The organism is Photobacterium nomapromontoriensis, assembly GCF_050336815.1.
Taxonomy (GTDB): domain Bacteria; phylum Pseudomonadota; class Gammaproteobacteria; order Enterobacterales; family Vibrionaceae; genus Photobacterium; species Photobacterium nomapromontoriensis.
Map to the genome: position 1 here is coordinate 51140 of NZ_JAKJSL010000018.1, position 14881 is coordinate 66020.

General features: G+C 43.8%; 14 protein-coding genes. 6 read left to right on the forward strand and 8 right to left on the reverse strand.

Annotation, left to right across the window (positions count from 1 at the left end; translation table 11 throughout):
* The first annotated feature begins 2 nt into the window (after window positions 1-2).
* Together L4D12_RS04440 and L4D12_RS04445 are read left to right on the forward strand one after the other, a co-directional pair.
* Window positions 3-758, forward strand: a complete 756-nt coding sequence (locus tag L4D12_RS04440) for a LutC/YkgG family protein (protein WP_428446618.1) — start codon at window positions 3-5, stop codon at window positions 756-758.
* A 315-nt stretch (window positions 759-1073) separates the two neighbouring features.
* Window positions 1074-1976, forward strand: a complete 903-nt coding sequence (locus L4D12_RS04445; protein WP_428446619.1) for a LysR family transcriptional regulator — start codon at window positions 1074-1076, stop codon at window positions 1974-1976.
* Between the two features lie 126 nt (window positions 1977-2102).
* Here the strand turns inward: L4D12_RS04445 and L4D12_RS04450 are convergent, their stop codons facing one another.
* Window positions 2103-2927, reverse strand: coding sequence for a tetrahydrofolate dehydrogenase/cyclohydrolase catalytic domain-containing protein (locus L4D12_RS04450; RefSeq protein ID WP_428446620.1), 825 nt, complete (start codon window positions 2925-2927; stop codon window positions 2103-2105).
* 324 nt (window positions 2928-3251) lie between these two features.
* Here L4D12_RS04450 and pepE point away from each other — a divergent pair, with 324 nt between their 5' ends.
* Entirely contained in the window at window positions 3252-3983 is a 732-nt protein-coding gene (pepE, locus tag L4D12_RS04455; RefSeq protein ID WP_428446749.1) for a dipeptidase PepE, read from the forward strand.
* A gap of 84 nt (window positions 3984-4067) precedes the next feature.
* On the opposite strand, the gene L4D12_RS04460 is transcribed toward pepE, so the two are convergent.
* From L4D12_RS04460 to L4D12_RS04475, 4 genes are all read right to left on the reverse strand, one after another.
* On the reverse strand, window positions 4068-4664 hold the full coding sequence (locus L4D12_RS04460) for a GNAT family N-acetyltransferase (protein WP_428446621.1): 597 nt from the start codon (window positions 4662-4664) through the stop codon (window positions 4068-4070).
* 54 nt (window positions 4665-4718) lie between these two features.
* Complete coding sequence (locus L4D12_RS04465; RefSeq protein WP_428446622.1) at window positions 4719-6296, reverse strand: ABC-F family ATP-binding cassette domain-containing protein; 1578 nt, start codon at window positions 6294-6296, stop codon at window positions 4719-4721.
* Between the two features lie 331 nt (window positions 6297-6627).
* On the reverse strand, window positions 6628-8067 hold the full coding sequence (locus L4D12_RS04470; RefSeq protein ID WP_428446623.1) for a lipopolysaccharide biosynthesis protein: 1440 nt from the start codon (window positions 8065-8067) through the stop codon (window positions 6628-6630).
* Window positions 8064-8999: a glycosyltransferase family 2 protein gene (locus L4D12_RS04475; RefSeq protein WP_428446624.1), complete on the reverse strand. Its 936-nt coding sequence runs from the start codon at window positions 8997-8999 to the stop codon at window positions 8064-8066. Before L4D12_RS04475 ends, L4D12_RS04470 begins: the two co-directional genes overlap by 4 nt.
* A gap of 279 nt (window positions 9000-9278) precedes the next feature.
* Between L4D12_RS04475 and L4D12_RS04480 the strand changes: the two genes are divergently transcribed.
* The gene (locus L4D12_RS04480; protein WP_428446625.1) at window positions 9279-10424 is read left to right on the forward strand and encodes a glycosyltransferase family 4 protein; all 1146 of its coding nucleotides are present in this window, start codon (window positions 9279-9281) and stop codon (window positions 10422-10424) included.
* 40 nt (window positions 10425-10464) lie between these two features.
* On the opposite strand, the gene L4D12_RS04485 is transcribed toward L4D12_RS04480, so the two are convergent.
* Window positions 10465-10953, reverse strand: a complete 489-nt coding sequence (locus tag L4D12_RS04485; protein WP_428446626.1) for a hypothetical protein — start codon at window positions 10951-10953, stop codon at window positions 10465-10467.
* Between the two features lie 408 nt (window positions 10954-11361).
* Here L4D12_RS04485 and L4D12_RS04490 point away from each other — a divergent pair, with 408 nt between their 5' ends.
* Together L4D12_RS04490 and L4D12_RS04495 are read left to right on the forward strand one after the other, a co-directional pair.
* Window positions 11362-11598, forward strand: coding sequence for an RNA recognition motif domain-containing protein (locus tag L4D12_RS04490; protein ID WP_428446627.1), 237 nt, complete (start codon window positions 11362-11364; stop codon window positions 11596-11598).
* A gap of 177 nt (window positions 11599-11775) precedes the next feature.
* On the forward strand, window positions 11776-13548 hold the full coding sequence (locus tag L4D12_RS04495; RefSeq protein WP_428446628.1) for a glycoside hydrolase family 36 protein: 1773 nt from the start codon (window positions 11776-11778) through the stop codon (window positions 13546-13548).
* Between the two features lie 85 nt (window positions 13549-13633).
* On the opposite strand, the gene L4D12_RS04500 is transcribed toward L4D12_RS04495, so the two are convergent.
* Together L4D12_RS04500 and L4D12_RS04505 are read right to left on the reverse strand one after the other, a co-directional pair.
* Window positions 13634-14182, reverse strand: coding sequence for a cytochrome b/b6 domain-containing protein (locus tag L4D12_RS04500; RefSeq protein WP_428446629.1), 549 nt, complete (start codon window positions 14180-14182; stop codon window positions 13634-13636).
* Between the two features lie 305 nt (window positions 14183-14487).
* Window positions 14488-14697: a cold-shock protein gene (locus tag L4D12_RS04505; RefSeq protein WP_428446630.1), complete on the reverse strand. Its 210-nt coding sequence runs from the start codon at window positions 14695-14697 to the stop codon at window positions 14488-14490.
* Window positions 14698-14881: the final 184 nt, after the last annotated feature.

The following is a 14881-nucleotide window of genomic DNA, read 5'->3' on the forward strand; positions in this document are numbered from 1 at the left end:
TTATGTCAAACACAATCGATAGAGAGCAACGTCTGCATAATAGAACCTCATTTCTAGCAAATATTGCCAGCCAGCTTGGCCGAAATAAGCCGCTAACTGAGGTGGAACGTCCTGCGTTAAAGCACACTTGCCATAGAGACGTAATGGCAACATTCAGTCAAGATGAGCTTAAAGATGAACTTGTGCGTTACACGGAGACATCTCTGGGTGCCAAAGCGGTCGTCACAACTAAAGCGGATTTAGAAGCAACACTGAAAACAGTCTGTCTGGATTATTGTAAAGATGACAATGGTAACGCGACACAAGGCGAAACCATTTTGTCGGCATCTCAACCTTTGATGGATTTGGTTTCACCTCAAGCATTAGCTACCGATGAGCACAGCATCCATGTTTGGGACGTTGACGCGGGTTATGATGCCAATATTACTATTGCTGAGCGCGCGAAGGTGGGTATTGTCTTTGCTGAGCAAGCGCTAGCTGAATCAGGTACTATGGTACTTTACAGTCAGGCGAAACAAGGCCGTGCGGTGAGTTTGTTACCAGAAGCATCAGTCTTTGTTGTCGCGAAAAGCACCTTAGCACCTCGCCTAACGCAAGCGACTGACCTTTTACACCAAAAAGCAATCCGAGGAGAGCGATTACCGTCCTGTGTGAACTTCATTTCAGGTCCAAGCTCTACTGCGGATATCGAACTGATTAAAGTCGTTGGTGTACACGGTCCGGTCTTCGCTACATATGTCATCATTGATGACATGTAAATTCAATGGCGCATATGATTGAGACAGAGACAACACGTCACTGCATCCAATCACTTTGCGACAGCCAGTTAGCATTTTAAAACTGGTCTATTGGGGCGCAAGTTTATCGAGTCAGGCACATTCTTCGGGGTGTGCCTTTTTTATGAAGACGACTCAGGGTCACCTCAAGGACCTCATTTCCGTGTAAGAAATGTATATACCCAAGTTACCTCACAATACAGAATTTGTGACACCGAAGTGATTACGCTGAAACGCGCATCTTGAGGTAGCTTAGGTATATAATCTATCGTTAACTAACAATGTAGAGAGCAGGATATGCCGCAAATTGATGATCTCGTCCTATTTACTCAAGTTGTTAAATTTGGCTCATTTAGCAAAGTGGCTGAGGCGAATCACATCACGAAATCCATGGTGAGTAAACGAGTCAGTAAACTAGAAAGTGATTTAGGCACGCAACTGCTCTATCGCACCACCAGAAAACTCACCCTGACAGAAGCGGGAGAAGTACTGTATTACCGCTCAAAAGATATCAATTCAATTGCAAAATCGGCATTTAATGCGGTTACTGGCTATAACGAAAATCTGTCTGGACATATTCGCATGTCCGTGCCAACAATTTCGGGAGAACTATTGTTAGCAGAAGCAATCTCCGATTTTTGTCAGCAAAATCCAGGGCTAACCGTCGATATGTCGATGGACAATAATTTTGTCGATTTAGTTGCCGATAATTATGATTTGGTTATTCGTACGGGTTACTTAGAAGATTCCAGCCTCATAGCACGCTACATTTTCAACTCTCATTGGGTTGTTTGTGCTTCACCTGATTACTTAAATCAATACGGTACACCTGACACGCCCAAAGCGCTGTGTAATCACAACTGCTTAGGCTATACCCACGAAAGCAATGGTACGTTTGATTGGCAATTTAAGAACAACAGCGATAACTATACGCTTAAAGTATCTGGCAACTTTTCTTCTGATAACTCAGCGGCATTGAAACGATGTGCGCTAACTGGATATGGCATTGCCTACCTGCCGACTTGCCTCATTTATGAAGAAATTCAACAAGGCAAATTGATTGAAATTTTACAGCCTTACAGCTGCAAAGTAGTGGGCATTTATGCGGTTTACCCGTATACCAAAAAGCCAGCCAAACGAATCCAAGTATTGATCGAACACATTCGGCAACGTTATCTTGATATGCAGGAATGTTTCTAATATACCCAAGCAACTTCAAAGTGCGTGTTAAAGGCGAAGGTAACTTGGGTATAAAAAGCGCCCTAATAGATACTATGTAGGGCACTTCTAGGTTTCAGCAATAAGGCGCATGCAAAGCAATAGCAATTAACGCTGTTTCATCTCACACAACTTGATCGCATTACCCAGCACATGCAAGCAAGTTAAGCGACCGACACCACCCGGTACAGGAGTAATGGCTGCGGGTGAAACCACATCATCAAGGTGTTTAATGTCACCGACTAACTTGCCATCAATGCGGTTAATACCGACATCAATGATCAACTGCCCTTCAACAAACTGGCTGTTATCTAGGGTCCCGTGGTAGCCGGTTGCAACCACAATGACATCAAACGTTGTCCAATCAACGGCAGCTAAATCTGAACGGCTATTAAAGCTTGATACCGTACTCTGGCGGTTAATCAACTCCACCACCAGCGGTTTACCAACAATATTACTGCGGCCAATAACGGCCACCTTCAAGCCTGAAAAATGGTTTCCGCTTGTGTTTTCGGCATAATGTTGATCAATGATGTCAATCACAGCTTGTACTGTACAAGGTAGAACCGCATTCTGACCCAGTACTAGCTGGCCCAATGTTTCTGAACCGAAACCATCCACATCCACCGCCGCGGGAAGATCCGGCGCGACAAGACCGTTTGGTAGTGGTAATTGGAACAACATAGGGTGATCAGCACGCGCAGCCAAGCCATCAAGATCCGCTTGTGTTGTTCCCGCTTCATCCAATATGATGTGTTCGCATGGCAAGCCTAGCTCATCAAACAGGCGGATCTTATTGCGCACATACACTTTACTGGCAGGATCGTCACCCACGGTCACGATGGTTAGTTTTACATCGAATTTTTCCGCGTCAATTTTCGCTTTCAACGCCGCCATTTTTGATTCGTACAGACTACTGATTACTTCTTTCATGATACCCACTGCTTAGTGATTATATATACCTAAGTTGCCTCAAATGCTTATCCAGCGGCCACACTGAATCCAGACTCTTGAGGTAATTTGGGTATATTCCCTCATCTGCTTGATTCTACTCTAACAACGGCGTTGGGCAACCCATGTCTGTTGCCAGAATAGGTTTCGCTGAAATAACAGACAAAGCGATAACTGATTGGCAAAATGTAATCACTCAAGCTGTGTAATCAGAAAAGTAATGGGTTTTGTGCTGCTATTCACCTTTCTGACCTATTACTTACGCTACCATGCTACTTTAGTTTTCCTTCAACAAGAGAATAAATGATGGATCTCTTACTCCTCAGCAATGGCAAAGTTGCTGGTAACACTAAAGTAATGGAATTCGCCCTTCCCGCGATCACTGAATTACTGACGCGGAAAAAAGTGAAAAATGTGGTGGTCATTCCCTACGCCGTGATCCGTAGCAGTCATGATGATCGTGCTGCAATGGTAGCTGACAGCCTGAGCCATCTTGATGTAAATGTGACAGGGTTACATCAGGCCGTAGATCCTGTACAAGCCATACGTGATGCCGATGCCATCGTTGTCAGTGGCGGTAACACTTGGGTATTGAATAAGACCCTCCATGATTTAGGCTTAATTGGCCCAATCCAACAAGCTGTCATGCAGCGCGGAGTACCTTATATTGGCTGGAGTGCAGGTACTGTAATCAGTGCACCAACCATCCGTACCACCAATGATATGTGCATCGTTAGTGCAGCCATTACCCCGTCACTTAGCTTTGTGCCTTTTCAGATTAATGCGCACTATATTGAAGCAAGCATTGAAGGTCACATGGGGGAAACCCGTGATGAACGTATTGAAGAATTTTTGATCGTCAATCCCCACCAATCCGTTATCGGGATCCCTGAAGGATCATGGTTAGCGGTCTCTGATACGACAATGACCTATGAAGCGGCTAATGGTAAACCACTTCATTGGTTCTCTCTAAACCAAGAGCGTCGCATCATTGCAGCAGGCAGCGATGTGAGTGAGCTACTGGGCTTAGATGGCTAAATACGCAAAAAGCACAACGCAAGCGTTGTGCTTTACTTGAAATCGAAAGCAGATCAAAGCTTAAACTGTATTATCGCCGAGCGATTACGCTCCCTGGCGTGGGTAGCGTAACATCGGCGTCATAACCGGAAAGTCTCCAGCATGTACTTCACCCATGACTTCAAATCCCTGCCGCTGATAAAAGCCGACATTAAAAGGGTTTGAACATACCAGATACGCGAGTCGCCCATTGCGATCACATTCTTGAGTCACACTCGTGATAAGCGTCGAGCCAGCACCATGACCACGGGCTGAACTTTCCGCACCAATTAACGGTAAATACCAATGGGGAACATCAGGTTCAAAAGGACTCAATTTCTCCCCTAACAACGCAACAGTATTTTGTTGCTGCTCTGTCATCGTTGATTGTATTATCGCATCTAATTGATCTTCATCGGACTGAACTCCCGGCGGCAACCACAGTGCACCGCATCCGTTATGGTATTGTGCCGTCCCCAAGCCAAAGGCTTTTCCCCCCGTGGCCATGACCCAATTCGGCATGGTCTGCAAATAAACATCATTGTCAGGCCAGCACCAGCGTGCCGTCGGATCGGTTGCAAACCCCATTACGATACTAATGATGACCTGTGCCTGCATGTCATCAGGCACACAGTAAGGCAACTTGATCACACTCTCTGTCATATATTTCCCGTCAATCTTGTCAAATATTACGTAAATAAATCCATAAATGATGCTCTAATAATGACTTAACGATAACGTCTTAGTGACACCACATTCCGCAGCAAATTCATCATCATGACTGATCAGCAAAAAAGCCCCGCTGAATCGGTTGAGGGCCTCTGCTAATACCAGTTTCGACGCTATATCAAGATGATTATCAGGCTCATCAAGCAATAGCAACGGTTGATCAGCCTGATGACTAACCACCAGCATCGCGAGCTTCATCTTCTCACCGCCACTCAACACGCTGACTCGCCGATGCACATCATCCCGACGAAATCCGATCCCGGCCAATAAGGTTCTGGCCTCCGTTTCCGACATGCCTAAGCAAAAATACGTAATATTCTCAAGCATCGACTGCTCGGTTAACAATAAACCAAAATACTGATCTAGGTAATAAACGGGTGCATTAACTTTGATCTCGCCTTGAGTTAATGATACTGACCCTCTGATCGCTTTTAATAAAGTTGACTTACCCGATCCATTATCACCTTGAATATGTACTTTATCTTTGGTCGAGACATCCAGATTCAGTACACATGATACGCCAAAAGGTAAAACGCCATTAATGATTGAAACCAATCCGGCCTTTTTAGCCTCTACATCGCGCAGAGACATGGTTAACGGCTTCAGCTGCTCGCGACGTTGCTGGAGTAACTGAATTTTATGTTGCACATTCTCTCTCTGGCTCTGCTGCTGTTTCACCCGACCTGACTCGCTGGCAGTGGCGCTACTCCTCATCGCGTTTAGAACTATTTTGGGCATCCCTCCCTGCTTACGCATCTGCTTCCCTTTGGCGGCGCGTTTATCCGCTTTCTCACGATTGCGCTGAGCTTGAACTGCCAGCATTTTCTCTTCTCGCTGCACGGTTTTAAGCTGCCGATCAACCGCGTTAACTTCCTGAGCTTTTTGCTCAACGTAGAAGTCATAGTTTCCACCGTATTGCGTTAGCCCCAAGCTGCTTAACTCCCAAATTTGCTCCATCCCGCGCAGTAACGTTCGATCATGGCTGATCAATAGTACATGCCCAGAAAATCGGGCGAGTTGATCAACAAGCCAGTGTTTTGATCCTCGGTCCAAATGGTTTGACGGCTCATCAAGGATCAATAACTCCGCATCAGACTGAAATAGCTTCCACAATTGCAAACGCGCTTGCTGTCCACCACTTAACGCTCCATATAACTGGGTCGAGTCTGGCGGTAAGCCAAGCTCAGTTAATAAAGCGTGCAATTCGCTTTCCAGTTGCCACTGTTCACCAATTATGTCGAACCAGTAAGGTTCGCAATGGCCCGCGGCCACTTTCTCCAATGCTTCAAGTACCGCATTCACGCCAAGAAATTCAGCGATGGTTACGCTGTTGAATTGGTTTGATATTGGCAATTGTGAATACACTTGGGTGCGAGCTTGTAATTTTACTGTCCCAAGTGACGGCTCGATCTGCTTGGCCAATACCGCAGCAAATAAAGTCTTCCCGACGCCATTTCGACCAACTAACCCAACACGCCTAGCGTGAAGCTGGCATGAGATCCCCGAAAACAGCTTATCGCCATTTTCAAATTGAAGAGAAATATTACTCGCTTGTACTAATGACATAGTACCTCCTGTATGAAACAGGGCACGACAATCTGAAAGATCAGATCGCTCTTAAGCGCAGCCAAGCAACGACACGTTTGCCGATTCTAGAGACAACAATGACATGATTAAGCACCGCGATAACGGTGAGATAGCACGAAATAAAGCACAGAAAAAGCTACGCCTACTAACCCTGTAGATCCAAATAAAATGTATGAATATGGATGACAGGTGTTAGTTTTTCATTATGGCGTAAACTCCTAGTGAGGTGATGAATGAATCATATAATACATGCGAGCTGCTTTCATTGGGTGCGATCACGAAATGAGATAGAGCATTTCCGCCTTTTACTTCAAACCTCATCATGGGTACGTCTGCCAATGCCCAGTTTGGAAAAGACTTCATGGGGAATCGAAATAACCCCGCACTTAATAAAGCAAAGCAGAGCCACTACGCTAATAAAAATACCCAGCAATAATTCAGGTACGCCAGTCAGTACATGGCTTAAAAACCGATTCAGCGAAAAGGTAGAAAGTGCAATTGCAAAGCATATTAGCCACTTGGAATGCTCATAAGGCAGGAACTCCATCGACTGGCTGCAGATATAAAGCAACATCAAGCGAAGCAAATAAGCAGTCATAAGCACGGCAGCGACACCCCATAGTCCGTAAAGGGGCACCGCGATAAAGTAGCCACTTGCTGCAATAATGGCACAAATTCCCTGTATCCACATCTGAGCGTAACTGGAATCCCCGCTGTAACACCCTAGATTTAAGTAGTCCCCGCTATTTTTAATAACACCGATTACCAACAAAGCCACCACAATCGTCCCTGCTTGCTGATAACTATCAGGCAAAATCAAAGTGATAAACCCCGGCACTGTCAAGATCATAAATATGCCGATAATAATGCCAAGGTTTACCCCCAAAATGGCTCTGTCTGCACAGATTTTATTTCCATCATCTCTCTGAAGCATGGCAACCCGATTAGGAAACCACCACAAAGCATACGGCTGAAGTATCAACCCCAGCATCAAGGCAAATTTCGCGCTTACCGCATATACTGCGAGTTCTTCAACCCCGACAAAGCTTGCCAGAAACCATCGATCTAACCCATTAATCATATAAAGCGATGTACCGCCGACTAAGACAGGAAAACCAAAGCTTAATATCACTTTCGACGACTTGAGATAACCAAACCGCCCCATCTCTTGCCATTGATAACCGAGCAGACACAGCAACAATACGACACTTGAAACCGCCGCTGAAATGAGTACACCATCAATACCATAACCCGCTTCCAACAACACAAAGGTCATTAATGCCTGTAAGGCGGCTTTTAATACATTTAACAGACAAAAACGCCGGGCCAGCGCATTCATTCGTAGCAGTGTCATTGGAATGGAAATCGCGCCATCTAGCATGGTCGGTATAAGTAAAAGCAAAATTTGATAAGCCTCAAACTTTACTGGCAGCACCATGATCAACCACGGCAGGCTCATTGCGATTAGCGTCGCCCCCAGCACACAAACCAGCACACTCAGGGTAAAGCAATTCGAAATGAGATCGCGTTTTGCGTCACCTTTTGCTGTACCTACATACCGGTACATCGCATCCACGATACCAAAGCTAAATAGAATAGTGCCTATATCAGCAAGCAACACAAGCGACTCTAATGAACCATACTCCGCAAGGGTCATTGTATGCGTAATATAGGGAATCATGATAAGAGAGAGCCCTTTCATCAAAATGATGCCTATCGCGTAATATGCCGCTTGCTTTAACGAGTTCATTTACAGCACTCCTTTGCTCTCAGCCCCAAAAGGCGCTTACAATCTCCGAATAAACTACGAAGCTTTCTTCCCTTCGGATCCAGTAGCAATGAACGTAAACCAAACAAAATACCGACATGATATTGCTGTAAACCACGGTGATAATCCGCATACCCTTCCAATATTCTTGCTCTTGCTTTTATCAACGTTGAGTACGGTAGGTTCCAATGCTGCCTCTCTCTCTGATAGCGCGCTAAAATAAACTCGATACACCGCAGGTTTCTCAACCGTAAACTTTCCGTTTGGGTTAAAGAACTCTGCCGCATCAGGTAGCCTGCCTGTGTAGCGTTCAGCAGACCAATATCATGGCTTTCGCAGATTCTCAGCCATAAATCCCAGTCTTCACCGTATTGTAACTCGGTATTAAATCCCCCTATCCGCTGTAGCACATCGGCTTTTATCATCACCGTTGATGTACCGATGATGTTCTTTTGAAGAATAAGTTCCAACGGCTTTTCTAGACAACCATATTCACCATCCGGTGAATATCCCCAATACCTGAAACAATCCACAATGGGTTGATAGGTTTCAGTCAAATGCTCATAGTTGGTAAAACTCATTGCTATATTCGAATACGTCGAATGCAGTTTAAGTTGTCGTGACAGTTTTTCCGATAACCAGAAATCATCGGCATCTAAAAAAGCAATATATTCACCACACGCCTGATCTATACCTACGTTCCTCGCTTGTGATGCGCCAACACCCAGCGTAGTGATGGTTTTTATTCTGTTATCCTTTAATGTATTGAGGTAATCCGCTGAATTATCACTACTGTTATCATTAATAATGATTAATTCAAGGTCTTGGTGGGTTTGCTCTAGGACACTACTGACAGCCCGAGGTAAAAATGTCAGGCAATTATAGGTTGGGATGACAACTGATACTTTAGCCATGATTTATTCTCTTGCCGTCATATTTATCTTGATTGATGCAGAAATCACGCCATAACATAACCGCTTGAATTTTTGATATAAATTATCCAAGCATTAAAATTCCACATATATACATGTACCCAGCCCATCATCGCTATCATATTGCTTATCATTTTAAGAACAACCTGTTCGAGATCGCTAAAGATATTTATCCAATGCAATAACCAACTGATACGATTAATGTAATTTTTGGCGTATATTTTGCTTTTAAGGTTTAGACCGTTATAGAAGGGCTTGACGATGAAAAAAGTGGCATTTATCACTCCGACTTATCCAGTGCTCAGTGAAACCTTCATCCAAACCGAAGTTGACGCTATTAAGGCGTGTGGGCATGAGGTATGTGTTTTAACGTTTGAAATAGAAGAAACCGAACAACTGTTTGACTATGACATTCTTCAGATTGGAGAAAATGTGCACACCAATATGTGCAAGAATATTCATCTTTCGGGCACCTTAGCCGCCATAAAGTTTGTCCGTGAACAAAATAGCATGCCGAAAAAATCCCTTTTTCACTACGGTATGAAACTGGCACTGCAACTTGCAAAAATGGACGTTAAGCATGTCCATGCCCATTTCTGTCAACACACCGCAGCTCACGCTATCGTCGCCGCTAAGCTACTGAATATCACTTGCTCTTTTGTTGCTCACGGTCATGATGTCTATGAGTCAGCTTATGATATTGAACAGAAGATTATTGCCAGCGACTTCGTTGTTGCGGTATGCAAAGACATGCAAAATGACTTTAATAATATGGCAAATGGCAACATCAAGCTCTTACACTGCGGCGTAAAAACCGACCAATTCACAATGAAACACAAAACAAGAACTGAACAGCTGGAACTGATATTTCTTGGCCGTTTGGTTGAGCAAAAGGGGATCCATCATTTAATTGAAGCACTCGCACCTGTCGCTACACCACTTAATATCCACCTTGACATAGTCGGAACGGGTGAAATGGAGGATCAACTTAAAACCCTAGTTAAACAGCACGGCCTCTCTGATCACATCTCGTTTTTAGGCGCAAAACCACACGATTGGGTTAAGGATAATTTAGCAATATATGACTGTTTAATCGCCCCATTTTGTTTTTCTCAAACCGGCTGTGTTGATACAGGCCCACTGGTATTGAAAGAAGCCATGGCAGTAGGTACTCCTGTTATCACAACCAACATAATGGGGTGCAAAGAAATTGTTGCCCCTGGTACGGGTTTTCTGGTCAACGAAAAGAACGTAGACGAACTGCGACAGCGCATTAAGGAGTTTGCCCAACTGCCCATGATGGAACGTTCAAAAATGGGCCAGATGGCGAGAGCGCGCGTTGTCGAACACTTTAATGCCTTTAAGCAAGCCCAACAACTGTCGAGCTGGATAGAAAATCCAAATTAACCACGTTATATATAAATACAATTCCAATTCGTCAAACTAATCACACATATTTGATGACAACATTGGTTATAGTGATAACGGATAAATACAAGAGTAGCCATCCAATAAATATAATAAATGATCCGACTGATCGACGAAAACCCTTATATTTAACAAAGAAAAAACACACAGCCATTAATAATAACAATACAAAAATTAAATTCAATTCGTAAGAAGGTTTAAAATAAAATGATGCCATTATTGAAGATGATATTAAATAAGGAATTACAAACCCATACGGTGGTATTAAACAATAGGGAACTGCTATTATTAAAAACATCAAAACTACAAGTTTCAATTTACCCGATGGTGTGTAGTGAATGGTCCTAGCATCAAAAACAAACCATGAATAAATTAAAATAATGAAAGCGACTGATAGCGAAAACATATAAACATAGTTTCCTCTAATTTCTCTAAAATGTTCGTCAACAATTCCCAGCGTAATCACTACCGCCCAGATAACACACATTAATACTGTATTTATTTTCACTTAAATTCATTCCATGATTAAGGATTACTGTTGTAAAAGTATCAAACCGTATTATATAACTCAGGAAAGAGATTATAAGTAGCATAATGTTTATGATTCACGATCAGACAAAACATTTTATCAAGTTGTCTGGTATCATTGACATTTCAATGTGGGGGCGAACTCACATAAAATAGAGATACCCAAGTTACCTCAAGGCTCACTCCCGAAGGGCCTGATTTGATTACTCGAGTATGATGTGCATGTAAATCGCCCATAGTGATGAATTTCTGTGCCCCCTGTTTAACCATGAGTGATAACACGATCATTCTAAATCAATGATAACGGTAGTTAGCATCAGTATTTCCTTGGTTTAACCCCAGCAACCTGAGACAATTACCCGATAACTTTCATATCAAATGGTTTTCTATGAAACTTTTAGTACGCAACCTAGCACGCACAACCACTGAACAAGAAATCCGTGATCTGTTCTCCACTCACGGTTCTGTTACTGAATGCACCCTTGTTTTAGACCAAGAGACAGGGAAATCAAAAGGGTTTGCATTTGTTGAAATGCCAGATGATGCTGAAGCCACATCGGCCATTGCTAGCCTGAATCTCACAGCTGTTGCTAAAAGCAAAATTCGCGTTAAGCAAGCCGACTAATCAGTCATTCCAGTATGTAAAAGCCAGCTACACCATGTGCTGGCTTTTTTAATACCCAAACCAATGCATCCACACCATCAAATACTCAAAATTAAAGCCGACTCACAGACTGTGTAAACGATTCCATGATTTAATCCAACCGACGCAACAGGCGTCTGCTTTTGAATGAGTCATGTTATGATCCAAACAGTAATGTTAGAAAATGGCTGCACTGTAGCGTGCCTGCAGCCGAATGTTTCCTACGAAATCAACCGCAATGAATTAGCACTACGGTTTCACACTAACAACAATTCTTCACTGCCAGCTTGTTTTCCCATCGCCACTATTTCCTATGCTATTGACCCTAATGCCAGACTGATCGGCGACGGCTTCCAGATGCTGGCCCAGACCGCAGGAACCGTCAACCAACTGGTTGATATTGGCCGCTGTCCAGACAATAACGACAGCTACCGTCTATATCCTCAAGATGCCCCTAAGCGCTTCTATAACTATTTGGTTATTGAACACACCGATGGCTATACTTTGTTTGGCTTTACGACGTGCCATCGCTTTGCAGGGTATTTTGAGATCGCCACGGCCGCAGCTGATACCGCAATTCATGCCTATCTTGATGGCGAAAATAGCCCAACACAGTATTGGGAAACCGATCAGCTTGAAAACGTTTGCATCATAACCGGGGATTCACTGGCCAATGTTTATGGTCAGTATGCAAAACTAATCCAAGCCCACCACCCTCGCCGTTTAGGTGTCACACAAAACGCACCTGTTGGCTGGTGTTCTTGGTATGCCTATTACGCCAATGTCACCGAACAGAATATCAAGCAAAATGTCGCGGAAATGCACGGTGATCTTAATGATCTGGAATGGGTACTACTCGATGATGGCTATCAAGCCTTTATGGGTGACTGGCTTACCCCATCAGATAAATTCGCAGGTGGCGTTAAAGAGTTGATCCACGCCATTAAAACGCAAGGCAAAAAGCCCGCAATCTGGATGGCACCTTTCATCGCCCAGCCAGAATCACAGATATTCAAGCAGCACCCTGAATGGTTTGTTAAGCATAACGACGGCACATTACTTAAAGCCGAAGACATTACCTATGGCGGTTGGCGCTGTACCCCTTGGTATATTTTAGATACCTCCCACCCTGAGGTACAGGCCCACCTGACCCATGTGGTAAAAACCATGCGTGAAGACTGGGGCGTTGAGCTGTTCAAACTGGATGCCAATTATTGGGGCACTCTCAAAGGTGAACGTTATCAGCCTGGTGTAACTGGCGTTCAGGCATACCGAATGGGGATGGAAGCCATTGCAGCAGGCTCTGGCGATGCATGGTTACTGGGCTGCAATGCCCCTATGTGGCCATCACTGGGCTTGGTAGATGCCATGCGGGTCTCTGATGATGTAGAACGCCAACCACAGCGCTTTGAGCAAATTGCGAAAGAAAATTTTTATCGGTCTTGGCAACATCGCCAACTGTGGCAGATTGACCCAGATTGCGTCACGCTGACCTCGTTACCGGATCAGGCGACCGATGCTGCCAGCTATGCGTTTCACCGTACTGCCATGCTGGCCTGTGGCGGTTTACTGCTTTCAGGCGATCCCTTACCCGAGATCACCCCATTTGCTAAAGCCAGTTTCACCCAGCTCATTGCCCGGCAAAAGCTGAACCAACAAACGGCCACATTCAGCTCGCTCGATCTATCCCATGCCCAATTACCATTGACTGAGAACAGTGAGCTGCATTGCCTGTTTAATTTCAATCACGACCATCAGGTATTCACCCTGACTGCTAAGCAGCCCGTGCACTGGTATGATTATTGGAGTGGGGAGAAACTGACTCAGAGCCCAAGTACACATTTCGATGTGACATTTGAATCCGATCTTGAAGCAACGACGCCTCAAACAGCGTCAGCACCATACTTACAAGCACGTGCTATTGTCTGCTAAGCCGAATAAATCGGTCTAAAAACACACAAGGGCAGCCGCTTAACCGCAGTCGCCCTATGACATTGTTATCTACTGATACTGAGTGTCAAGATCTAACAATATGCAGCAAGCCCAACGCGCCATGGCCGATGATGTAGGCTTCTATCAAGCCGGTCAGGGTTTTATGCAATTCTCGAACATCATAGGCATACGCGCTGTCATTCAGCCACAATACGAACCAGGTCAAGCCGGAGAACACCACCAATAAACCCGCACCGAGCCCTAGGCCCTGTACGCATGCCGCAATACCCTGAGGTTTTGCTTCTGGCAATTGCATTGACCGAAGTCGTGCGACATCCTCTTTGATCTGATCGAACTTCCCCCACAAATAAGGAAAAAAATACTGAAAACCATGGGTTTTCAGCTCTATAGCAGTAAACAGGATGATCACGATGAAAAAAGTACAGCCACCAATAATATGCGCCCAAGTGGTAGTTTGTGCGATCACCGTATCTTGAATAACTCCCTGTTTAGTCAGATGCATACCATTACTCAGTAGTATTTGCGCCAACACTAAAAAAATCACGGTATAGTGAAGGTGTCGAATATGCGTTGGGAATTTTGAAGAAAAATAATTCTGTATTTTTAATAACATATAAAAACCAAGCAATAACCCACATAATTGATTGATAAAACCACACCAACTTGTGCTATTCAATCAATACATTGTATTAATTTTATGACTATTACTTACATTATAACCAACTTATAAAAACCCATCCTAACTTGTATAATAAACGGCAGACATAAAAAAGCTGGCCTTAGCCAGCATTTTCTTATTGATCAACGATGATATAAGCAGATTTTTACCGCAAAACCACTATGTCTACAAATCTACGCCTTGATTAGAAGCCAAGATATTCTCGCTGAAACGAGCATCTTGAGGTACTTAGGTATAGATTATAAAACGACAACATTCACAGCTTGAAAACCTTTTGGTCCTTGCTCTACGTCATAAGACACTTTTTGGCCTTCAGAAAGCGTCGTTAAACCGTTAGAAATTGCGCTGAAGTGAACGAATACGTCTGCACAACCGTTGTCTTGACTTAGAAAACCAAAACCTTTCTCTTCGTTAAACCATTTAACTAAACCCGTTGCCTTATGAGACATAAGTAGTCCTTAATTTAAAATTCATGAAAATTGTCACTGATAAAATGCGATGCGCTAGGAGTTTGAATTATTAAATGTGACGATAAAGTGAAGGGAAACACTGAGGACTACAACAATAATGAAGCTATTCAAAGCGTTTTACTTTTACTTGATGTTTCATTCATAACGCTGAACAGCAGAGCGG

What these genes read in the sequence shown, in the direction of transcription:
- L4D12_RS04440 (WP_428446618.1), top strand. Translation starts at nt 3, where the DNA reads ATGTCAAACACAATCGATAGAGAGCAACGTCTGCATAATAGAACCTCA.
- L4D12_RS04445 (WP_428446619.1), top strand. Translation starts at nt 1,074, where the DNA reads ATGCCGCAAATTGATGATCTCGTCCTATTTACTCAAGTTGTTAAATTT.
- L4D12_RS04450 (WP_428446620.1), bottom strand. Translation starts at nt 2,927, where the DNA reads ATGAAAGAAGTAATCAGTAGTCTGTACGAATCAAAAATGGCGGCGTTG.
- pepE (WP_428446749.1), top strand. Translation starts at nt 3,252, where the DNA reads ATGGATCTCTTACTCCTCAGCAATGGCAAAGTTGCTGGTAACACTAAA.
- L4D12_RS04460 (WP_428446621.1), bottom strand. Translation starts at nt 4,664, where the DNA reads ATGACAGAGAGTGTGATCAAGTTGCCTTACTGTGTGCCTGATGACATG.
- L4D12_RS04465 (WP_428446622.1), bottom strand. Translation starts at nt 6,296, where the DNA reads ATGTCATTAGTACAAGCGAGTAATATTTCTCTTCAATTTGAAAATGGC.
- L4D12_RS04470 (WP_428446623.1), bottom strand. Translation starts at nt 8,067, where the DNA reads ATGAACTCGTTAAAGCAAGCGGCATATTACGCGATAGGCATCATTTTG.
- L4D12_RS04475 (WP_428446624.1), bottom strand. Translation starts at nt 8,999, where the DNA reads ATGGCTAAAGTATCAGTTGTCATCCCAACCTATAATTGCCTGACATTT.
- L4D12_RS04480 (WP_428446625.1), top strand. Translation starts at nt 9,279, where the DNA reads ATGAAAAAAGTGGCATTTATCACTCCGACTTATCCAGTGCTCAGTGAA.
- L4D12_RS04490 (WP_428446627.1), top strand. Translation starts at nt 11,362, where the DNA reads ATGAAACTTTTAGTACGCAACCTAGCACGCACAACCACTGAACAAGAA.
- L4D12_RS04495 (WP_428446628.1), top strand. Translation starts at nt 11,776, where the DNA reads ATGATCCAAACAGTAATGTTAGAAAATGGCTGCACTGTAGCGTGCCTG.
- L4D12_RS04500 (WP_428446629.1), bottom strand. Translation starts at nt 14,182, where the DNA reads ATGTTATTAAAAATACAGAATTATTTTTCTTCAAAATTCCCAACGCAT.
- L4D12_RS04505 (WP_428446630.1), bottom strand. Translation starts at nt 14,697, where the DNA reads ATGTCTCATAAGGCAACGGGTTTAGTTAAATGGTTTAACGAAGAGAAA.